Annotated in this window: 10 protein-coding genes; 6 read left to right on the top strand and 4 right to left on the bottom strand. The window is 48.2% G+C overall.

Translation table 11 applies throughout. From position 1 onward, the window contains the following. Positions 1-104: 104 nt before the first annotated feature. Both gltD and gltB read right to left on the bottom strand, forming a co-directional pair. Positions 105-1,586, bottom strand: coding sequence for a glutamate synthase small subunit (gene gltD, locus M1D59_RS11095; RefSeq protein WP_020451720.1), 1,482 nt, complete (start codon positions 1,584-1,586; stop codon positions 105-107). Between the two features lie 16 nt (positions 1,587-1,602). Beyond that, on the bottom strand, positions 1,603-6,168 hold the full coding sequence (gene gltB / locus M1D59_RS11100; RefSeq protein ID WP_458117420.1) for a glutamate synthase large subunit: 4,566 nt from the start codon (positions 6,166-6,168) through the stop codon (positions 1,603-1,605). A 148-nt stretch (positions 6,169-6,316) separates the two neighbouring features. Here gltB and M1D59_RS11105 point away from each other — a divergent pair, with 148 nt between their 5' ends. Next, positions 6,317-7,219: a LysR family transcriptional regulator gene (locus tag M1D59_RS11105; RefSeq protein WP_020451722.1), complete on the top strand. Its 903-nt coding sequence runs from the start codon at positions 6,317-6,319 to the stop codon at positions 7,217-7,219. Between the two features lie 157 nt (positions 7,220-7,376). Here M1D59_RS11105 and M1D59_RS11110 read toward each other — a convergent pair whose 3' ends face one another. Beyond that, entirely contained in the window at positions 7,377-7,541 is a 165-nt protein-coding gene (locus tag M1D59_RS11110; protein ID WP_023855739.1) for a hypothetical protein, read from the bottom strand. Positions 7,542-7,610: 69 nt separating this feature from the next. Then, positions 7,611-9,527, bottom strand: a complete 1,917-nt coding sequence (locus tag M1D59_RS11115) for a di-heme oxidoredictase family protein (protein WP_079289115.1) — start codon at positions 9,525-9,527, stop codon at positions 7,611-7,613. A 130-nt stretch (positions 9,528-9,657) separates the two neighbouring features. Here M1D59_RS11115 and M1D59_RS11120 point away from each other — a divergent pair, with 130 nt between their 5' ends. The 5 genes from M1D59_RS11120 (at position 9,658) to M1D59_RS11140 (ending at position 16,840) form a co-directional block, all read left to right on the top strand. Further along, on the top strand, positions 9,658-11,232 hold the full coding sequence (locus tag M1D59_RS11120; RefSeq protein WP_026579594.1) for an alkaline phosphatase family protein: 1,575 nt from the start codon (positions 9,658-9,660) through the stop codon (positions 11,230-11,232). 139 nt (positions 11,233-11,371) lie between these two features. Next, positions 11,372-11,845, top strand: coding sequence for a MarR family winged helix-turn-helix transcriptional regulator (locus tag M1D59_RS11125; protein ID WP_026579593.1), 474 nt, complete (start codon positions 11,372-11,374; stop codon positions 11,843-11,845). Beyond that, the gene (locus tag M1D59_RS11130; RefSeq protein ID WP_023855736.1) at positions 11,842-13,569 is read left to right on the top strand and encodes an ABC transporter ATP-binding protein; all 1,728 of its coding nucleotides are present in this window, start codon (positions 11,842-11,844) and stop codon (positions 13,567-13,569) included. Before M1D59_RS11125 ends, M1D59_RS11130 begins: the two co-directional genes overlap by 4 nt. After that, positions 13,566-15,389 (top strand): ABC transporter ATP-binding protein, encoded by a 1,824-nt coding sequence (locus tag M1D59_RS11135; protein WP_026579592.1) that lies wholly within the window; start codon positions 13,566-13,568, stop codon positions 15,387-15,389. Before M1D59_RS11130 ends, M1D59_RS11135 begins: the two co-directional genes overlap by 4 nt. A gap of 236 nt (positions 15,390-15,625) precedes the next feature. Then, positions 15,626-16,840 carry a cytochrome P450 gene (locus M1D59_RS11140; RefSeq protein WP_458117421.1) on the top strand — a complete coding sequence of 405 codons (1,215 nt, stop codon included), beginning with the start codon at positions 15,626-15,628 and terminating at the stop codon, positions 16,838-16,840. Positions 16,841-16,865 lie beyond the last annotated feature (25 nt).

A 16,865-nucleotide genomic window follows, 5' to 3' on the forward strand; every position in this document is an offset into this window, starting at 1 on the left:
CAGCAGGTGAATATTGTGAAGCAAACAAAAAATCAGCCTGCCCTGTCAACCTAAAGAAGGTCGCAGGACAGGCTTTATTTATATGATGTGAAAACCCCTTTGTTTTATGGCAGTACAGAACTTCCCATTAAATATTTGTCAACCTCACGGGCGACTTCGCGTCCCTCGTGAATCGCCCAAACGATCAGGCTCTGTCCTCTTCTCGCATCCCCTGCTGCGAAGACTCCATCGACATTCGTTTTAAATTCCCCGTATGCTGCGTCAACTTTATTTCTCACCGTATTTACCCCGAATTGTTCAAGCAGCGGCTGTTCCGTTCCTTCAAAGCCGATAGCGATAAAGACATATTGAGCAGGCCATACTTTTTCCGTGCCCGGAATTTCGTGAAACTCAAATTTTCCTTGATCATTCTTTACTTTTTTCATTTGAATCGTATGCAGTTCTTTCAAATGGCCGTTTTTGTCTGCGACAAGCTTTTTCGTTTGGATCGAATATTGTCTCGGATCGCTGCCGAATGCTGCTTGCGCCTCTTCATAAGCATAGTCCAGTGAATGGACATGCGGCTGTTCAGGCCACATATTTTCGGCGGTTCTTGTATCGGGCAGCTTCGGATGTTTGCCGAACTGGACGACGCTTCGCGCTTTTTGGCGCAAGGCCGTTGCAACGCAGTCTGCTCCGGTATCTCCCCCGCCGATGACGATGACATCTTTATTTTTCGTATTGATAAACTGTTTATCTTTAAAATTCGAATCGAGCATGCTTTTTATAGTGCCTGTTAAATAGTCCATGGCAAAGTGGACACCTTTTGCTTCCCGGCCTTCAATCAAGAGATCGCGCTGTTTTTGGGCTCCTGTGCAAAGGATAACCGCATCGTACTGTTCTTTTAGCTCGTCGGCTGTAATATCTTTGCCGATTTCCGTATTGGTGACAAAGTCGATGCCTTCCTGCGTCAATAGTTTGATGCGGCGTTCGACAACGCTTTTTTCAAGCTTCATGCTTGGAATGCCGTACATTAACAGGCCGCCCGGGCGGTCGCTGCGCTCGTAAACAGTGACCGAATGCCCCGCTTGATTCAATTGATCGGCGCTTGCCAGACCGGCAGGCCCTGAGCCCACGATCGCGATTTTTTTGCCGCTCCGTTTTTTCGGAATCCGCGGCTGAATCCATCCGTTTTCAAATCCTTTGTCAATAATCGTCCGTTCGATCCCTTTGATGGATACGGCCGGGTCGGAAATCGCCACCGTACAAGAGCCCTCGCAAGGCGCCGGACAGACCCGCCCCGTGAATTCAGGGAAGTTGTTTGTCTTCAGAAGGCGGTCAAGCGCTTCTTTCCACCTTCCCTTGTAAACGAGGTCGTTCCATTCAGGGATTAAATTGTGTATCGGACATCCTGACGTATAACCGCCTATATCCATGCCGATTTGACAAAAGGGGGTGCCGCAGTCCATGCAGCGCGCTCCCTGTCTTTTTGATGCTTCCTCAGAAAATGGAGACGAATATTCGTTCCAGTCATTTATTCGTGTGAGAGGATCGCGTTCAGCAGGCTTTTCCCGCTTGAATTCCATAAATCCTGTTGCTTTGCCCATTTTCCCCTCCCCTTTCTTACTGTGCCACCGCTTCTTTTGATGAAGCAGCCGCAGACGGTTCAATCTTTTGCTTCGTACCGGCTTCAAACGCGTACATCAGCGCTTCTTCATCAGACAAGCCGGCTTCTTTTTGCTCTTTAATCCGCTCTATCATTTGCTTGAAGTCTTTCGGAATCACTTTCACAAACCGGCCGACGGCCTCTTCCCAATGATCAAGTATCGAAGCTGCTTTTGAGCTTTCAGTATATCTGTAATGGTTTTCGATCATCGTTTTCAGTTCGGCGATTTCCTCAGGTGCTTCAAGTGTTTCAAATTCGATCATTTCAGGATTGCATTTCCGTTTAAAGGCTTTTTTGTCTTCGGCGTACACGTAGGCGATTCCGCCTGACATGCCCGCGGCAAAGTTTTTGCCGACGTCGCCGAGAATAGCGACGCGTCCGCCGGTCATGTATTCGCAGCCATGGTCGCCGATGCCTTCAACGACAACGCTGACTCCGCTGTTTCTGACGGCAAACCGTTCGCCGGCGAGTCCGTTAATATAAGCTTCTCCGCTTGTAGCACCGTAGAACGCAACATTTCCGACAATAACATTTTCACGGAATGCAGGGTTGAATTCGTCAGGCGCTTTGACGGCGATTTTTCCGCCTGAAAGACCTTTGCCGATATAATCATTGGCATCTCCTGTCAAATACATTGTCATTCCTTTTGGTACGAACGCGCCAAAGCTTTGCCCCGCTGAACCTGTGAATCTGAGCGTAATCGTATCTTCAGGGAGGCCTTCTTCGCCGTAGCGCTTAGAAATTTCACTTCCGGTTATGGCTCCTGTTACACGGTTGATGTTGCGGATTTCAAAGGATGCTTCCGCAGACGTGCCGTTTTCAACAGCTGACTGGACGGCGGGTAGAATTTGCGTAATATCAAGTGATTCATCGATTTTGTGGTTTTGCGGCGTACGGAATGTGCGTGCGCCTTCCGGCTGATATAGCAGGTTTGATAAATCGAGCTGACCCGCTTTCCAATGTGCTTTCGCCCGTTCGCTGACACGAAGGACATCCGTGCGGCCCACCATTTCATCAACTGTTCTGAAACCGAGCCGGGCCATCAATTCGCGAACTTCCTCTGCGACAAAGAGCATGTAATTCACGATGTGATCCGGATCGCCCATGAACTTTTTGCGCAGCTCAGGGTTTTGCGTCGCTACCCCGACAGGGCAAGTATCCAAATGACAGGCTCTCATCATAACGCAGCCGAGAACAACGAGCGGCGCTGTGGCAAAACCGAATTCTTCGGCTCCTAAAAGCGCAGCCATGACAACGTCTCTGCCGGTCATTAATTTGCCGTCTGTTTCCAATACGACGCGTTCGCGCAAACCGTTCATCATCAGTGTTTGATGAGCTTCTGCGAGTCCAAGCTCCCACGGAAGGCCGGTATGCTTAATGCTTGTTTTCGGTGAGGCTCCAGTGCCCCCGTCATAGCCGCTGATGACGATGACATCGGCAGTCGCTTTGGCGACTCCGGCTGCAATCGTGCCGACCCCGGCTTTAGCGACAAGCTTTACACTGATCCGTGCATCGCGGTTGGCGTTTTTCAAATCGTGGATCAACTGCGCCAAATCTTCAATCGAGTAGATGTCGTGGTGCGGCGGCGGTGAAATCAAGCCGACCCCAGGCGTAGATCCGCGTACATTGGCAACCCATGGATACACTTTGTTGCCAGGAAGCTGTCCGCCTTCTCCAGGTTTTGCACCCTGCGCCATCTTAATTTGCAGCTCATCGGCATTGACGAGATAATGGCTCTTCACACCGAAACGGCCTGAAGCGATTTGCTTGATCGCGCTGCGGCGGTTATCGCCATTTGCGTCAGGCGTAAAGCGCGCCGGATCTTCTCCGCCTTCCCCGCTGTTGCTTTTTCCGCCGAGACGGTTCATTGCAATCGCCAGCGCTTCATGGGCTTCCTTGCTTAAAGAGCCGAATGACATCGCCCCTGTTTTAAAGCGGCGCACAATCGATTCAGCGGATTCGACCTCTTCAAGCGGCAGCGGCTTCCGGTTTTCATCAAATGAGAAGAGATTGCGGAGAAAACCGATTCTTTCTTCATCAGCTGCTTTCGAATATTGTTTAAACAGGCTGTAATCACCTTTGCGGCATGCCCATTGCAGCGTGTGAATCGTTTTCGGGTTAAAAGCGTGGTGCTCCCCGCCTTTTCTCCATTGAAAATCGCTTCCCGAATCAAGCGTTTCGCTGAATGTATCTTCATACGCTTCCCTGTGGCGGCGCTTCGCTTCTTCGGCAATCGTATCCAGACCGATTCCGCCGAGCTGTGATGCCGTTCCTGTGAAATAGCTGTCTATGACGTCTTTGCTGATCCCAACCGCTTCAAAAATCTGTGCGCCCCTGTAGCTTTGAACAGTGGAAATACCCATTTTGGACATCACTTTTACGACGCCCTCTGTCACGCTTTTGCTGTATTTTGTAACGGCTTCTTCATAGCTGATGGAAAGTGCTCCGTCTTCAATCGCCTGCTTGTATGTCGCATACGTGAGGTACGGATGAATGGCATCCGCTCCGTAGCCGATCAAGGCGGCAAAATGGTGAACTTCGCGCGCTTCACCGGATTGGGCGATAATGCTGACTTTCGTACGTTTTCCCGCGCGGACTAAATACTGATGCAAGGCACTGACGGCTAGCAGCGCAGGAATCGGCGCTTTCTGACCGTCCATTTTGCGGTCGGATAAAATAAGGAGAGTCACGCCTTCGGCGATCGCTCTGTCCACTTCTTTAAACATATCTTCGAGGCCGCTCTTCAAGTCGTCTGTAAAGAGCGTATGAATCGTCTTGTTTTTGAAATCCTTATGCACAAGTCCTTTTAAAGAATTGAACTGTGCGTTTGTCAAGACCGGTGTATACAATTTAATCCGGCGGCAGCTGCTTTCATTCGGATGGAGAATATCGCCTTCCGCTCCGAGCCATGTCAATGTCGAAGTGACGATCTGCTCGCGGATTGCATCAATCGGCGGATTTGTAACTTGTGCAAACAGCTGTTTAAAATAGTTGAACAGCGATTGCGGACGGTCTGACAACACCGCCAGCGGGACATCGTGGCCCATTGAACCGAGCGGATCTTTGCCTTCTGTAATGACAGGAATTAAATATTTGTGAATATCTTCGTACGTAAAACCGAATGCTTTTTGGCGGGTCAATAGGTCAGGCACAGATTTTTCTTCGGTTTCCTCAATATCGTTTGAGACATGAACCAGTTCTTTACTGAGCCATTCCTGGTACGGAAACTCCCCGGCGATTTCGGATTTGACTTCTTCATCGGAGATAATCCGCCCTTCTTCAAGATCAACAAGAAGCATTTTCCCGGGATCCAGCCGGTCTTTATATAAGATGTTTTCCTGTTCGACATCAATCACGCCGACTTCGGAGGAAAAAATAAGGTAGTCGTCTTTAGTGACATAATAGCGAGCGGGTCTGAGCCCGTTCCGGTCTAAAATGGCCCCGATCTGTTTTCCGTTTGTAAATGAAATCGCAGTCGGGCCGTCCCATGGCTCCATTAAAGAGCTGTGATATTCGTAAAATGCCTTCTTTTCTTTTGACATGTACGGGTTCTCGTTCCACGGCTCCGGAATCAGCATCATTGCAGCATGGGCCGGATTCCTTCCAGCCAGAACAAAGAATTCAAAAGCGTTATCCAGGATCGAGGAGTCGCTTCCGTTTTCATCGAGGATTGGCAAAACCTTTGGCAAGTCTTCGCCGAACGCTTCGGAAACAAACTGCTGCTCCCTCGCTTTCATCCAGTTCATATTGCCGCGCAGCGTATTGATTTCCCCGTTGTGGATCAGATAGCGGTTCGGATGTGCCCTTTCCCAGCTCGGAAACGTGTTTGTGCTGAAACGGGAGTGAACCAATGCAAAAGCTGAGACGAAGTCCTCGTCCTGTAAATCTTCATAGAAAGCATCAACCTGCTCGGGCGTTAAAAGTCCTTTATATACGATGGTATTGCTAGAGAGGCTGACAAAATAGAACGTTTTGTCATGTTCTTTCGCCCAATTTTCGGCCTGTTTGCGAATGATGTACAACTTCCGTTCGAATGCCAGATTGTCTTTCAGCGCTTCATTTGCTCCGATGAATACCTGGCGGACGACTGGCGCGCTTTTCTGTGCGACTGTTCCGATTTTTCCGACATTTACAGGTACAGTTCGCCAGCCTAGCACCGTCTGTCCTTCCTGTTCGATCAGCTCGTTAATGCGCGCTTCGGTTTTTTCGCGCCCGCTGTCATCCTTAGAAAAGAAGATCATCCCGACGCCGTAGCGTCCTTTTTCAGGCAAGTTGAAACCGGCGCAGACTTTTTTGAAAAAAACATCCGGAATCTGCATCATGATGCCTGCTCCGTCTCCGGTATGCGGGTCACTGCCCTGACCGCCCCGGTGGTCTAATTGGCAAAGCATTTGTAATCCTTTTTTGACAATATCATGAGTAGGAAGGCCCTTCAAATGAGCGTAAAGGCCGATTCCACATGCATCATGTTCAAATTCAGGACGGTAGAGACCTTGTGCCTTTGGTAGTTGATTATAAGTCATTGTACCTCTCCCCCGTTCATTTTTCCCGTTTGTCCCCGGTCATAAAATCTTACAAACTCTAATCCTATTGTAGGTTTTCAAATCTATACAAACAATATATAATTTAGATTAAAACTATCTCATTTTGAGATGAGCAGGTGAAACAACGATGGAATTACGCCAATTGCATTATTTTATGGAAGTTGCAGAAAGAGAGCACGTATCGGAAGCGGCCATGCACCTTCATGTCGCTCAGTCGGCGATCAGCAGGCAGATCGCCAATCTCGAAGAAGAGCTCGGTGTTGATTTGTTTGAGCGCGAAGGCCGCAATGTGAAGCTGACTCCGATCGGGAGACAGTTTTTAGACCATATTAAAACAGCGATGAAAGCGATCGATTTCGCGAAGGAACAAATCGATGAGTATTTGGACCCGAATCGCGGGACCGTTAAAATCGGTTTCCCGACAAGCCTTGCGGGCCAGTTCCTCCCGACGGTTATTTCCGCTTTTAAAGAGGAGCATCCTCATGTCGCTTTTCTTTTAAGGCAGGGATCTTATAAATTTTTAATCGAAGCGGTGAAAAACAGGGATATCGATTTGGCTTTTCTCGGTCCTGTTCCGTCAAATATCGCTGAGATTAAAGGGGACATTTTGTTTTCGGAAAGCCTTTTGGCACTCGTGCCGATCAATCATCCCCTATCAGGCCAGCAAAGCCTTCATCTCGGCGATCTCAGAAATGATCAGTATGTGCTGTTTCCAGACGGATACATCCTTCGAAAAATGGCTGTTGATGCATGCAAGCAAGTAGGATATACGCCTAAAATTTCCTCAGAGGGCGAAGATTTGGATGCGATCAAAGGGCTGGTTTCTGCTGATATGGGTGTGACGCTTTTGCCGGAAAGCGCCTTTAATGAAACGGCTCCCCGTTTTACAAAGAAGATCCCGATTGATTATCCTCAAGTAAAGCGCACAGTCGGAATCATCACCCCTAAAAACAGGGAGCTTTCCCCTTCTGCAAAAGTCTTTTATCAGTTCGTAAAGAAGTTTTTTTCTCGCCTTCAGCAATACCAATAGCCAGTATGACAACGAATTCAGCCGGGCGCAAAAGCTTGGCTGTTTTCATTTTATCATAAACAATGATTAATGTCTGAATTTTCTGTCCATTTATTCTCTGCGCATCTCTTCTATTGTAAAAAGTACATCTTATATATGTATGTTTATCCCCTTTTTTTTATGCTGATTTTTCATACTGACGCCAGTTTTTTCTGTCTGGAAACGGGCTCGCCTGCACTGGCTGCAGCCTGGAACCGGCCTTTGACTCGTCAAAACCGCTGAAGTGAATGACATATTCCGTCAGCCGGATCGCGCCGTCACAAAGGACCGAAAAGGCGATCATATCGCCGCTCCCGTGATGAAGTTTTAAAAAAAGCCGCCATTCAGGCGGCTTATCGTTTCATTTTATTCCTTACTTTTTCGGCATATCGGCATGGATTAAATAATGAATCAACGCTTTTTGCTCTTGTTCGGAAAAGCCGCTTTTGGCGTCGATCCAGAATTCATGCCCTTTGCCGGTTACCCTGACCGCTTTTAAGTCGGGCGATTCCGAATTGCTTTTGACGACCTGCTGTCTTAAATCTCTGTCGATCATCGCCAGCAAACTGTTATAAGGATCCGCCTGCTTACCTTTTATGACCGTCTTTGGTAAGCCTGTCTCTTTTAATGAGCTTCCCACTGCAACCCCTCCGTCGTGCAAATAAGGAGCGCGCCAGTAAACGCCGATCAGACTCGGCACTTTGTACCCGCCTTTGGAATCTCCCTGCGCCCAGGAAAGCTTGATCTGTTCGGGGTCAAACCCGGCTGTCGGGACTTTCAGGATCTTCGGTTTGCGCGGCAGAGGCACCGGTGTGTCAGGCGAATGAATAAGGCTTTTCCCGAATATGTTTTCCGTTTTCTTAAAAGACCGGGCCCTTGTCGGCTCGGTTCCGATTTTTTCAACCGAGATGACCTTGTTGTTCGTCAAATACCGGCCGGCATGACAGGATATGCAGCCCGCTTGTTCAAAAACACGCCTGCCGCGCCTGACGGTTTGGCTGTCGGTTTTTTGCCGCGGATCAGGAGGTCTAAGTGTATTTTGCCAGGCGGATACAGCGTTGTTTTCTTCATTCACTTTTCGTCCGGGTGAGCTCACAAGTACGCCGTCGGGCGCCGCCAATGTGATGTTAGGATAGTTTGGCGGCTTGACCATTTGGTTGACGCCCGGTACTCCGGGAGTGGGATCGGCTTTTTTGAAAAACGCAGTCGGACTTTCCTTTTTTTTCGGCTGATACCTGTATGTTGAGACGGGAGCCCTTTGCAGGATCGTCCCGATATAAACATCTTCGCTCATGCCGAAAAGCGCCCGGCTTGCCGGGGCTTGCGAGAGGCTGTCCGAATTTTGCGCATGAACATTATTGCTGAACACAGTCAAGCCTTTAAAAGGACCGGCCATTGCCGAACCGCTCCAGCTGTACGGATGGTCGCCCAATGTATAGGCATCCGGAATCTGCGTGGGATTGCTTTTCATATCGATCGTCGAGTCGAAAAAACCTCTCGGCCACTTCAGGAAAATGCGATCGACCGCATCTTCGAGGCGGTCCGGATCGGGAAGGCGTTCTTTTTTGCCGTTTCTGGCAGTGATCACAGGGCTTTTATCATTCATAAATTGTTGAATATTATCAATTTCGGCATGTGTAAAATAAGCCGCTGAATTTGTCGCCAGCGCCAGCATCAGCCCTGTATTTAAATCAGAGTTTGTCACGCCTTCCATCACCTTCATCGTTTTCGGATCGACTGCGGCGTGGCAGGCCGCACAGCTGATGCCGGCTTTGATTTTTCCGTCAGCGTATTTGAAAGGCATGCCGAGCGGTGCGTATGCCCCTTTTGGAACATCAATGCCGGTGTCGATCTTCTCGCCTTTTTTAAAGATTTTCCCGCCGACCTTAACTGTTTCAGCTAATTCGATGCGCAAGTTCGTCGTCCCTTTCCCTTTCAATCCGGCAATGGCTTTCGTCATGTTGGCTGCTGTAATGGGACCGTCAAGGAGTCCGATGATATCTGTCAAAAACACTTCGTTGCCGAAAGTTTCCTTATAAAATGTCTCCCGTCCCAAGTCGAGAAGGCGGTCATCAACCTTTACAGCTCCCTCCTCTGCGGAGGCGGGCTTGTCCGGTGTAAATGCTCCCCATAGATCGTATCCGTGCACTCGTTTTTCTTTTGAGATGACTTTTTCTTTAGGAGGCATATATACATATTCCGGTTCAAGATGTCTGACCGTGATATAGCCAATTACGGCTAAAATCGCGATGATAGCAAATGCGGCTAACCATTTATGCTTTTTCATCATTGACCCTCCTTTCTAATTGAATAGGATTCCCCAGAGCTGCCGTGAATCATTTAGAACGTATTACCAGCTATAACTTCCGGCGTCCCATGCCAGAATATGCATATGATGGGATTAAAGGAATGAGGCCATTTTGAAAAAGCTAAGCATTGTTCTTGCCATTTTTATATGTGCGCTAATTTCATTTATTATATGGCTGAATGCCGGGAATGAAAAATTGGGACTCCCGGATGAAGAAGCAGAGGCCGTCAAATCCTCCAAAAAACCGGTCATTGTCCTGATCATCGACTCTTTGATGGATCAGCCTTTGAAAAAAGCGATTCAAGCAGGCCGCGCCCCGGCATTAAAATTCTTTCTTGAAAACGGTCATTATGAACCTGAAGTGGTAAACGCGTATCCGACCATGTCGGTCTCGATTGACAGCACCCTGCTCACCGGAACTTATCCGAATATCCACCGCGTTCCCGGGCTCGTCTGGTATGATCAGGATGAACAGAGAATCGTGAATTACGGGAGCGATAAAAAAGAAATCGCCACACTCGGCATCAAACAAACGATCGAAGACGGGATATTTTCTCTTAATCACCGCCATTTAAGCCGGAAGGTGACAACGGTCCATGATGATTTGCAAGTGCGAGGAAAACAGTCGGCATCCATCAACGGGCTCATATACAGAGGGCCTGACCGCCACGAATTAAATATCCCGCCCCCGCTCAAAAAGCTTAAATTGATGCCTGAACATATGATGGTAAACGGGCCGGCTCTTTTTTCGTTCGGCCGCTTTGCCCAGCTCGATCCCGATAACCCCCACCACCATATTTGGCAAAGTTATGGCGTTAACGACAAGTTCACAGCACAGGAAGTGGCCTATTTAATTAAAAAGAGGAAGCTTCCTGCGCTGACTGTCGCCTACTTGCCCGATTTTGACCATGATGCACACAAAAAAGGCCCGATGGATATGAAAGGCCTCGAAAAAATGGACCAGCAGCTGCAGCGTATATTGAATGCATATGATTCTTGGCGCGATGCGGCCGAAAAAGCGGTATGGGTCGTCATGGGTGATGGCGGGCAGACAGCGATCGGACGCGATAAAGACAAGGCCGCCATCCGGCTTCATTCGCTTTTTAAAGGATACCGGATCGCTAAAATAAACGAAGCCCCCGATCGAAACGCCCAGCTTCTTTTTGCAGTAAACGACAGAATGGCATACATTTATGTCACGGATCGAAACATGCCGCTGCAAGGTGCCGTCAATGAATTGAAAAAAGACGAACGAATCGCTTTCACAGCGTGGAAAAAAAGCGGCTGGATATATGTTGATTCGAAGCGTTCTTTAAAACCGCTTCGGTTTCGTCCAAAAGGCGGCTATCAAGATCCTTACGGGCAGTCATGGACGATCAGCGGAGATTTTTCTTTATTGGACATTAAAGCAGACGGCGTCTCGATCCAATACGGCGATTACCCGGATGCTCTTGCCCGCCTATACAGCGCCATGCATTCGCATCGCGGACAGTTTGTGATCGCCGACGCGAAACCCGGGTTCCAATTTGCCGGCGAAAAGTCTCCCCTCCATTTTGGCGGAGGCGGCCATGGCTCACTTTATAAAACGGATAGCTTGGCTCCGATGATCATCGTCGGTTCGGAAAAAGTTCCGGAACATCTTCGCCACCTTGAAATGAAAGATTTTTTTATGAAGCTCGTACAATGACCCGTTCATGTCATCAATGATCGGGTTTTTTCTTTTTTATAAGTTTCTTCTTTGACAATCTTTTGTTGTTCTATGTATGATAATACCGTGTTTTAGTTTATTTACTTAATTAATTAAAATGGAGAAGCAGGTGCTTTTTATGAAACAAGATAAAGTCAGCCGCAAGACCGTTGTGCAGTTGATCGAAGCTTTCAACCGGCTGCGGTATGCGGAAATGAAGCAGTCTTTTCCTGCAGTTGAATGGAAAAAGACTGAGGCAAAAGCGCTGATGTTTTTAAATGAAGCAAGCGGTGAAGGCAAAATGGCATCCGAAATCAGCCGCGCTCTGCATGTCACCTCCCCTTTCGTCACGCAGATGTTGAACAGAATGGAAAAAAAAGGGCTCGTTTTTCGGCGCATGGATGAGGATGACAGGAGGATCGTCCGGATTTTTTTAACCGATGAAGGAAAAAAAGCGGCGGACGATGCGCTTAAAGGGCTGAACCGGTGGTTCCTGCAGCTCACTCGGTTTCTGGGCGAGGATGAAAGCAGGCAGTTCGCCGATTTGATTCATAAGTTATCCGAGTTTATCGAACACGGAGAAAAAACAAGTGAAAAGAAGGTTGAAAAATGATCTCACTCTTAAAATATTTAAAGCCTTATAAGCTGCAAGTGATTCTTGTCGCTGTTTTTACTTTGCTGAGCAGTGTGCTTGAGCTTTATTTGCCGACGTTAATGGCAGATGTCGTTGATGTCGGAATCGTGAACGGCGACATGCCATTCATATTGAGAACCGGCGGCTGGATGATCGCCTGCTCCCTTCTGGCCATCATCATGACTGTCGGAAAAGCGTTTTTCGCTTCGAAAACAGCCCTCGGCTTTGGAAGGGATATCAGGCGCAAGCTGTTTGTCAAAGTTGAACACTATTCAATGGATGAATTCGGAAAAATCGGTTCTGCTTCTCTCATTACCCGTACCACAAATGATGTCAAGCAAGTCCAGGATGTACTCAACATGATGCTTTCATTGATGACAAGAGCGCCGTTAATGCTGGTCGGCGGTATTGTGCTTGCCGTGTCCAGAGATGCCAAGCTGTCGATTATATTTCTGGCCGCTCTCCCGATCCTTGCGGGGCTGATTTTTCTCATTACAAGAAAAGCTGTTCCCTTATTCGGCGTTCTTCAAAAAAAGACGGATCGTCTCAACCTTGTTCTTAGGGAAGGTTTGACTGGAGTTCGCGTCGTTCGCGCCTTTAACCGAGTTGATCAAGAAAAAGCCCGTTTTCAAAAGGCAAACGAAGAGTTTCGCGATACAGGCATCGCCGTCAACAGAATTATGGCTTTTCTATTTCCTGTCATGATGATTATGATGAATTTCACGAACATCGCGATTATCTGGTTCGGAGGCATCCGCATCGATCAAGGCAGCATGCAGGTCGGGAACTTAATGGCTTTCCTTCAATATGCATCCATGATTCTAATCGCGCTGATCATGCTTGCGATGACATTCGTGATGATTCCAAGGGCTCAGGCATCTGCCGACCGCATTAACGAAGTGCTGTTAACAGTGCCTTCGATTACCGATCCGAAAGAGCCGCAGAAAGACAGCGGCTTGCGCGGTTATGTGGAATTTCAAGATGTGACTTTTCGTTATGCCGGAGCTGAAAAGCCCGTTCTCGAAAATATTACGTTCAAGGCAAAACCGGGTGAAACGACTGCGATCATCGGCAGCACAGGGGCCGGAAAAACGACGATTCTTCAATTGATCCCGAGATTTTTCGATATTGAAAAAGGGTCTGTGCTTGTCAACGGAACAGATGTCAGAAAGATGGCGCAAAAGGAGCTTCGCGCGAAAATCGGCTATGTCCCGCAAAAAGCTTCAATATTCAGCGGGACGATCAAGGACAATATCCGATTTGGCAAAGAAGATGCAACAGATGAAGAAATTTTGGAAGCACTTGAAACGGCACAGGCTGCCGAGTTTGTGGAAGGCAAGGAAAATGGAATTGAATCTGATATCGAGCAGGCCGGAGCCAACCTTTCAGGCGGCCAGAAACAGCGGCTTTCCATCGCCCGGGCATTGGTCAGAAAACCGGAAATTTATTTATTTGACGACAGCTTTTCGGCGCTTGATTACAAAACGGATCAAAAGCTGAGAAAAGCGCTTCAGAAAACCACCGCTGATGCCGCCGTCATTATTGTTGCCCAAAGGGTAAGCACGATTACAGATGCGGACCAAATCATCGTATTAAATGAAGGAAAAATAGCCGGTATCGGCACCCATCAACAATTGCTTGCTGAAAATGGAATTTACCAGGAAATTGTGGCATCACAGCAGGCCGAGGAGGAAAGCGCATGAGCCAACAACAAAAGCATCACGGCTCGATACCAAAAGGAATGCACGAGACAAAACCGAAAGAATTTAAAAAGACCCTCTTGAGATTGGCCCGCTATTTAAAACCGCGGACCTTCCAGCTGGTGCTCGTTGTCTGTGCTGCAATATTGGCGACGTTGTTTAATGTCATCAGTCCAAAACTTCTCGGAGATGCGACCTCTTCCCTTTTCGCAAGCTTTACAGAAGGCACCGGTGTTCAATTCGGCTTTCTCGGCCGGATCACGATGATCCTGGCAGGACTGTATCTGCTTTCTGCTTTCTTTACGTTCTTGCAGCAATACCTGATGGCCGGCGTAGCCCAGAAAACGATATACGAAATGCGCCAGGAAGTGAATGAAAAGCTGACGCGACTCCCTTTAAAGTACTATGACAAGCATTCGCATGGCGATACGCTCAGCCGCGCCGTCAATGATATTGACAATATTAATACGTCACTGCAGCAGGCGCTGACGCAAATGATTACGTCTGTCATTACCATAGTCGGAATCATCGTCATGATGCTCCTGATCAGCCCTGTGCTGACGCTCGTCGTCTTCATCACGGTTCCGCTCAGCATGCTCGCTGTCCGATTTATCGCCTCATTTTCGCAGAAACACTTCGGCACGCAGCAGAAAGAACTCGGCGACATCAACGGACACGTTGAAGAGATGTTTACAGGGCACCAGGAAGTAAAGGCATTCGGTCATGAAGAAAAAGCGATTCAGCAATTCAATGAAGTGAATGAGCGTCTTTACCAGTCAGGCTGGAAAGCGCAGTTTATTTCAGGTCTGATGATGCCGATCATGACATTCATCGGCAACCTCGGCTATGTGTTTGTCAGCATAACCGGCGGTATTTTCGTTCTTAACGGCACCCTCTTAATCGGAGGCGTGCAGGCTTTTATCCAATACACGCAGCAATTTTCCCAGCCGCTCGTTCAAGCTGCCGGAATCGCGAATACAATCCAATCGGCAATCGCATCCGCCGAAAGGGTGTTCAGTCTTTTAGACGAAGACGAGGAAACCGAGGAGACGCCGGCTTCCATCGATACCGGCGCATTAAAAGGCGATGTATCGTTTGAACGTGTCGCCTTCGGCTATGATAAAAACGTTCCGGTCATCCGCGATTTAAGCCTCCATGCCAAAGAAGGCCAGACAATTGCGATCGTCGGACCGACTGGTGCAGGAAAAACGACGATCATCAATTTGCTGATGCGGTTTTATGAATTAAACAAAGGCAGCATCAAGGTCGGCGGCACTGACATCAGCGAACTGTCGCGCGAACAGGCCAGAAGCATGTTTGCGATGGTTTTGCAGGACACATGGCTGTTCAACGGCACCATCCGCGAAAACATCGCCTACGGACGTGATGGCGCAACAGATGAAGACATCATCAGGGCGGCAAAAGCCGCCTATGCCGACGATTTTATCCGTACCTTGCCGGACGGCTATGATACGGTACTGGGCGAAGATGCCCAAAACATCTCGCAAGGGCAGCGGCAGCTCCTCACGATCGCGAGAGCCATTTTAGCCGATCCGAAGATTTTAATATTGGATGAAGCGACTAGCAGTGTCGACACCCGGACGGAAATGAATATTCAAAAAGCGATGAACAAACTGATGGCTAACCGCACGAGTTTTGTCATCGCCCACCGTCTTTCTACCATTAAAGATGCCGACCTGATTCTTGTGATGAAAAACGGAGATATTATTGAAAAAGGCAGCCATGAAGAGCTTCTCCGCGAGAACGGTTTTTACGCCGATTTGTATAACAGCCAGTTCTCCCGGGAAGAAGCCGTAAGCTGAAAGATCGAGGCCGTACCTCATCAGGTGCGGCCTCGTTTTTTTCATCCATCTCTGAGCTGATGTTCCCGGTGTTGTGAGCATACCTCGCCTTTTTTCCTTTTTTAGATCCGATACTTTCGGCCAATTGACAATTTTTTCATGATATGTCCGTTGAAACCGTTGTAAAAATAGTGATAACGTAAAGATTGAACCGGTTCATCATGTATAAACGATTCATGTTAAAGGAGAGAGTTGACGTGGCAAATTCAAATTCACTTCAATCAAGCAAGCACTATGCCAATTGGATTCCGATGAAAGAAATCAGCTCCAGTAATGACCGGCTGTTTCCGTTCCCGATTTATAACCGGATCAGAAAGACGTCTCCTCTGCGTTACGATGATGAGCGAAAATGCTGGGATATCTTTTCGTATGAAGACGTTCAATTCGTGTTAAAAAACCCGAAGCTTTTCTCTTCAAAACGCGGCGGTAATATGGAAGGAAAAAGCATATTAACAATGGACCCGCCGAAACACACAAAAATGAGGGCCATCGTTAATAAAGCTTTTACGCCGAAAGCGGTGAAAGAGCTTGAGCCGCATATCGAAGAAGTGACGGCTTTTTTATTTAACGAAGCGAAACAGAAGGATTTGTTTGATGTGGTGGATGACTTGGCTGCTCCCCTTCCCGTCATTATCATTGCTGAACTTTTGGGCGTTCCGGCTGAAGACCGCCTCATGTTTAAACATTATTCAGACATCCTTGTCGCAGGTGCGGAAGACCGCTCGGCTGAAGCCGCTGAACAGATGTACAAACGCCGTGAAGAAGGCAATCGGTTTTTGGCGGATTATTTTAAAAACATTATCAAGCAGCGCAAAAAAGAGCCAAAAGACGACCTGATTTCGCTTTTGCTACGGGCAGAAGTTGACGGCAAGTCGCTGACAGAAGAAGAACTGCTGAATTTTTGCATCATTCTTTTGGTCGCAGGCAACGAAACGACAACTAACCTGATCGCAAACAGCGTCCGCTATCTCACCGAAGACAAAGCCACACAGGAAGCCGTAAGGCAAGATTTGTCCCTCGTTCCTGTTTTTGTTGAAGAAACACTGCGGTATTATCCGCCCGTGCAAGCAATCGGCCGCACGGCGGCTGAAGACCTTGACATCAAAGGCGTGCGGATTGCAAAAGGTTCCACGGTGATCAACTGGGTCGCTTCAGCGAACCGTGACGAACTGAAATTTGACGACCCTGACAGCTTTAAGCTTGATCGTAAATCAAACCCTCATATGAGCTTCGGCTTCGGCATCCACTTTTGTCTCGGTGCTCCCCTTGCCCGGCTTGAAGCGAAAGTCGCACTCGATTACTTGCTGTGGCATGCATCCGTGGAAAAGGACAGCTCAGAGGAGCTTGAAGCGATTCAAAGTCCGTTTGTCTTCGGCGTCCGTCATCTCCCCGTACGCCTTTCGCAAAAATAGCACGAAAAAAGGACAGGCTGTTTCA

The sequence above is a fragment of the Bacillus sp. PK6-026 genome, from assembly GCF_054161455.1.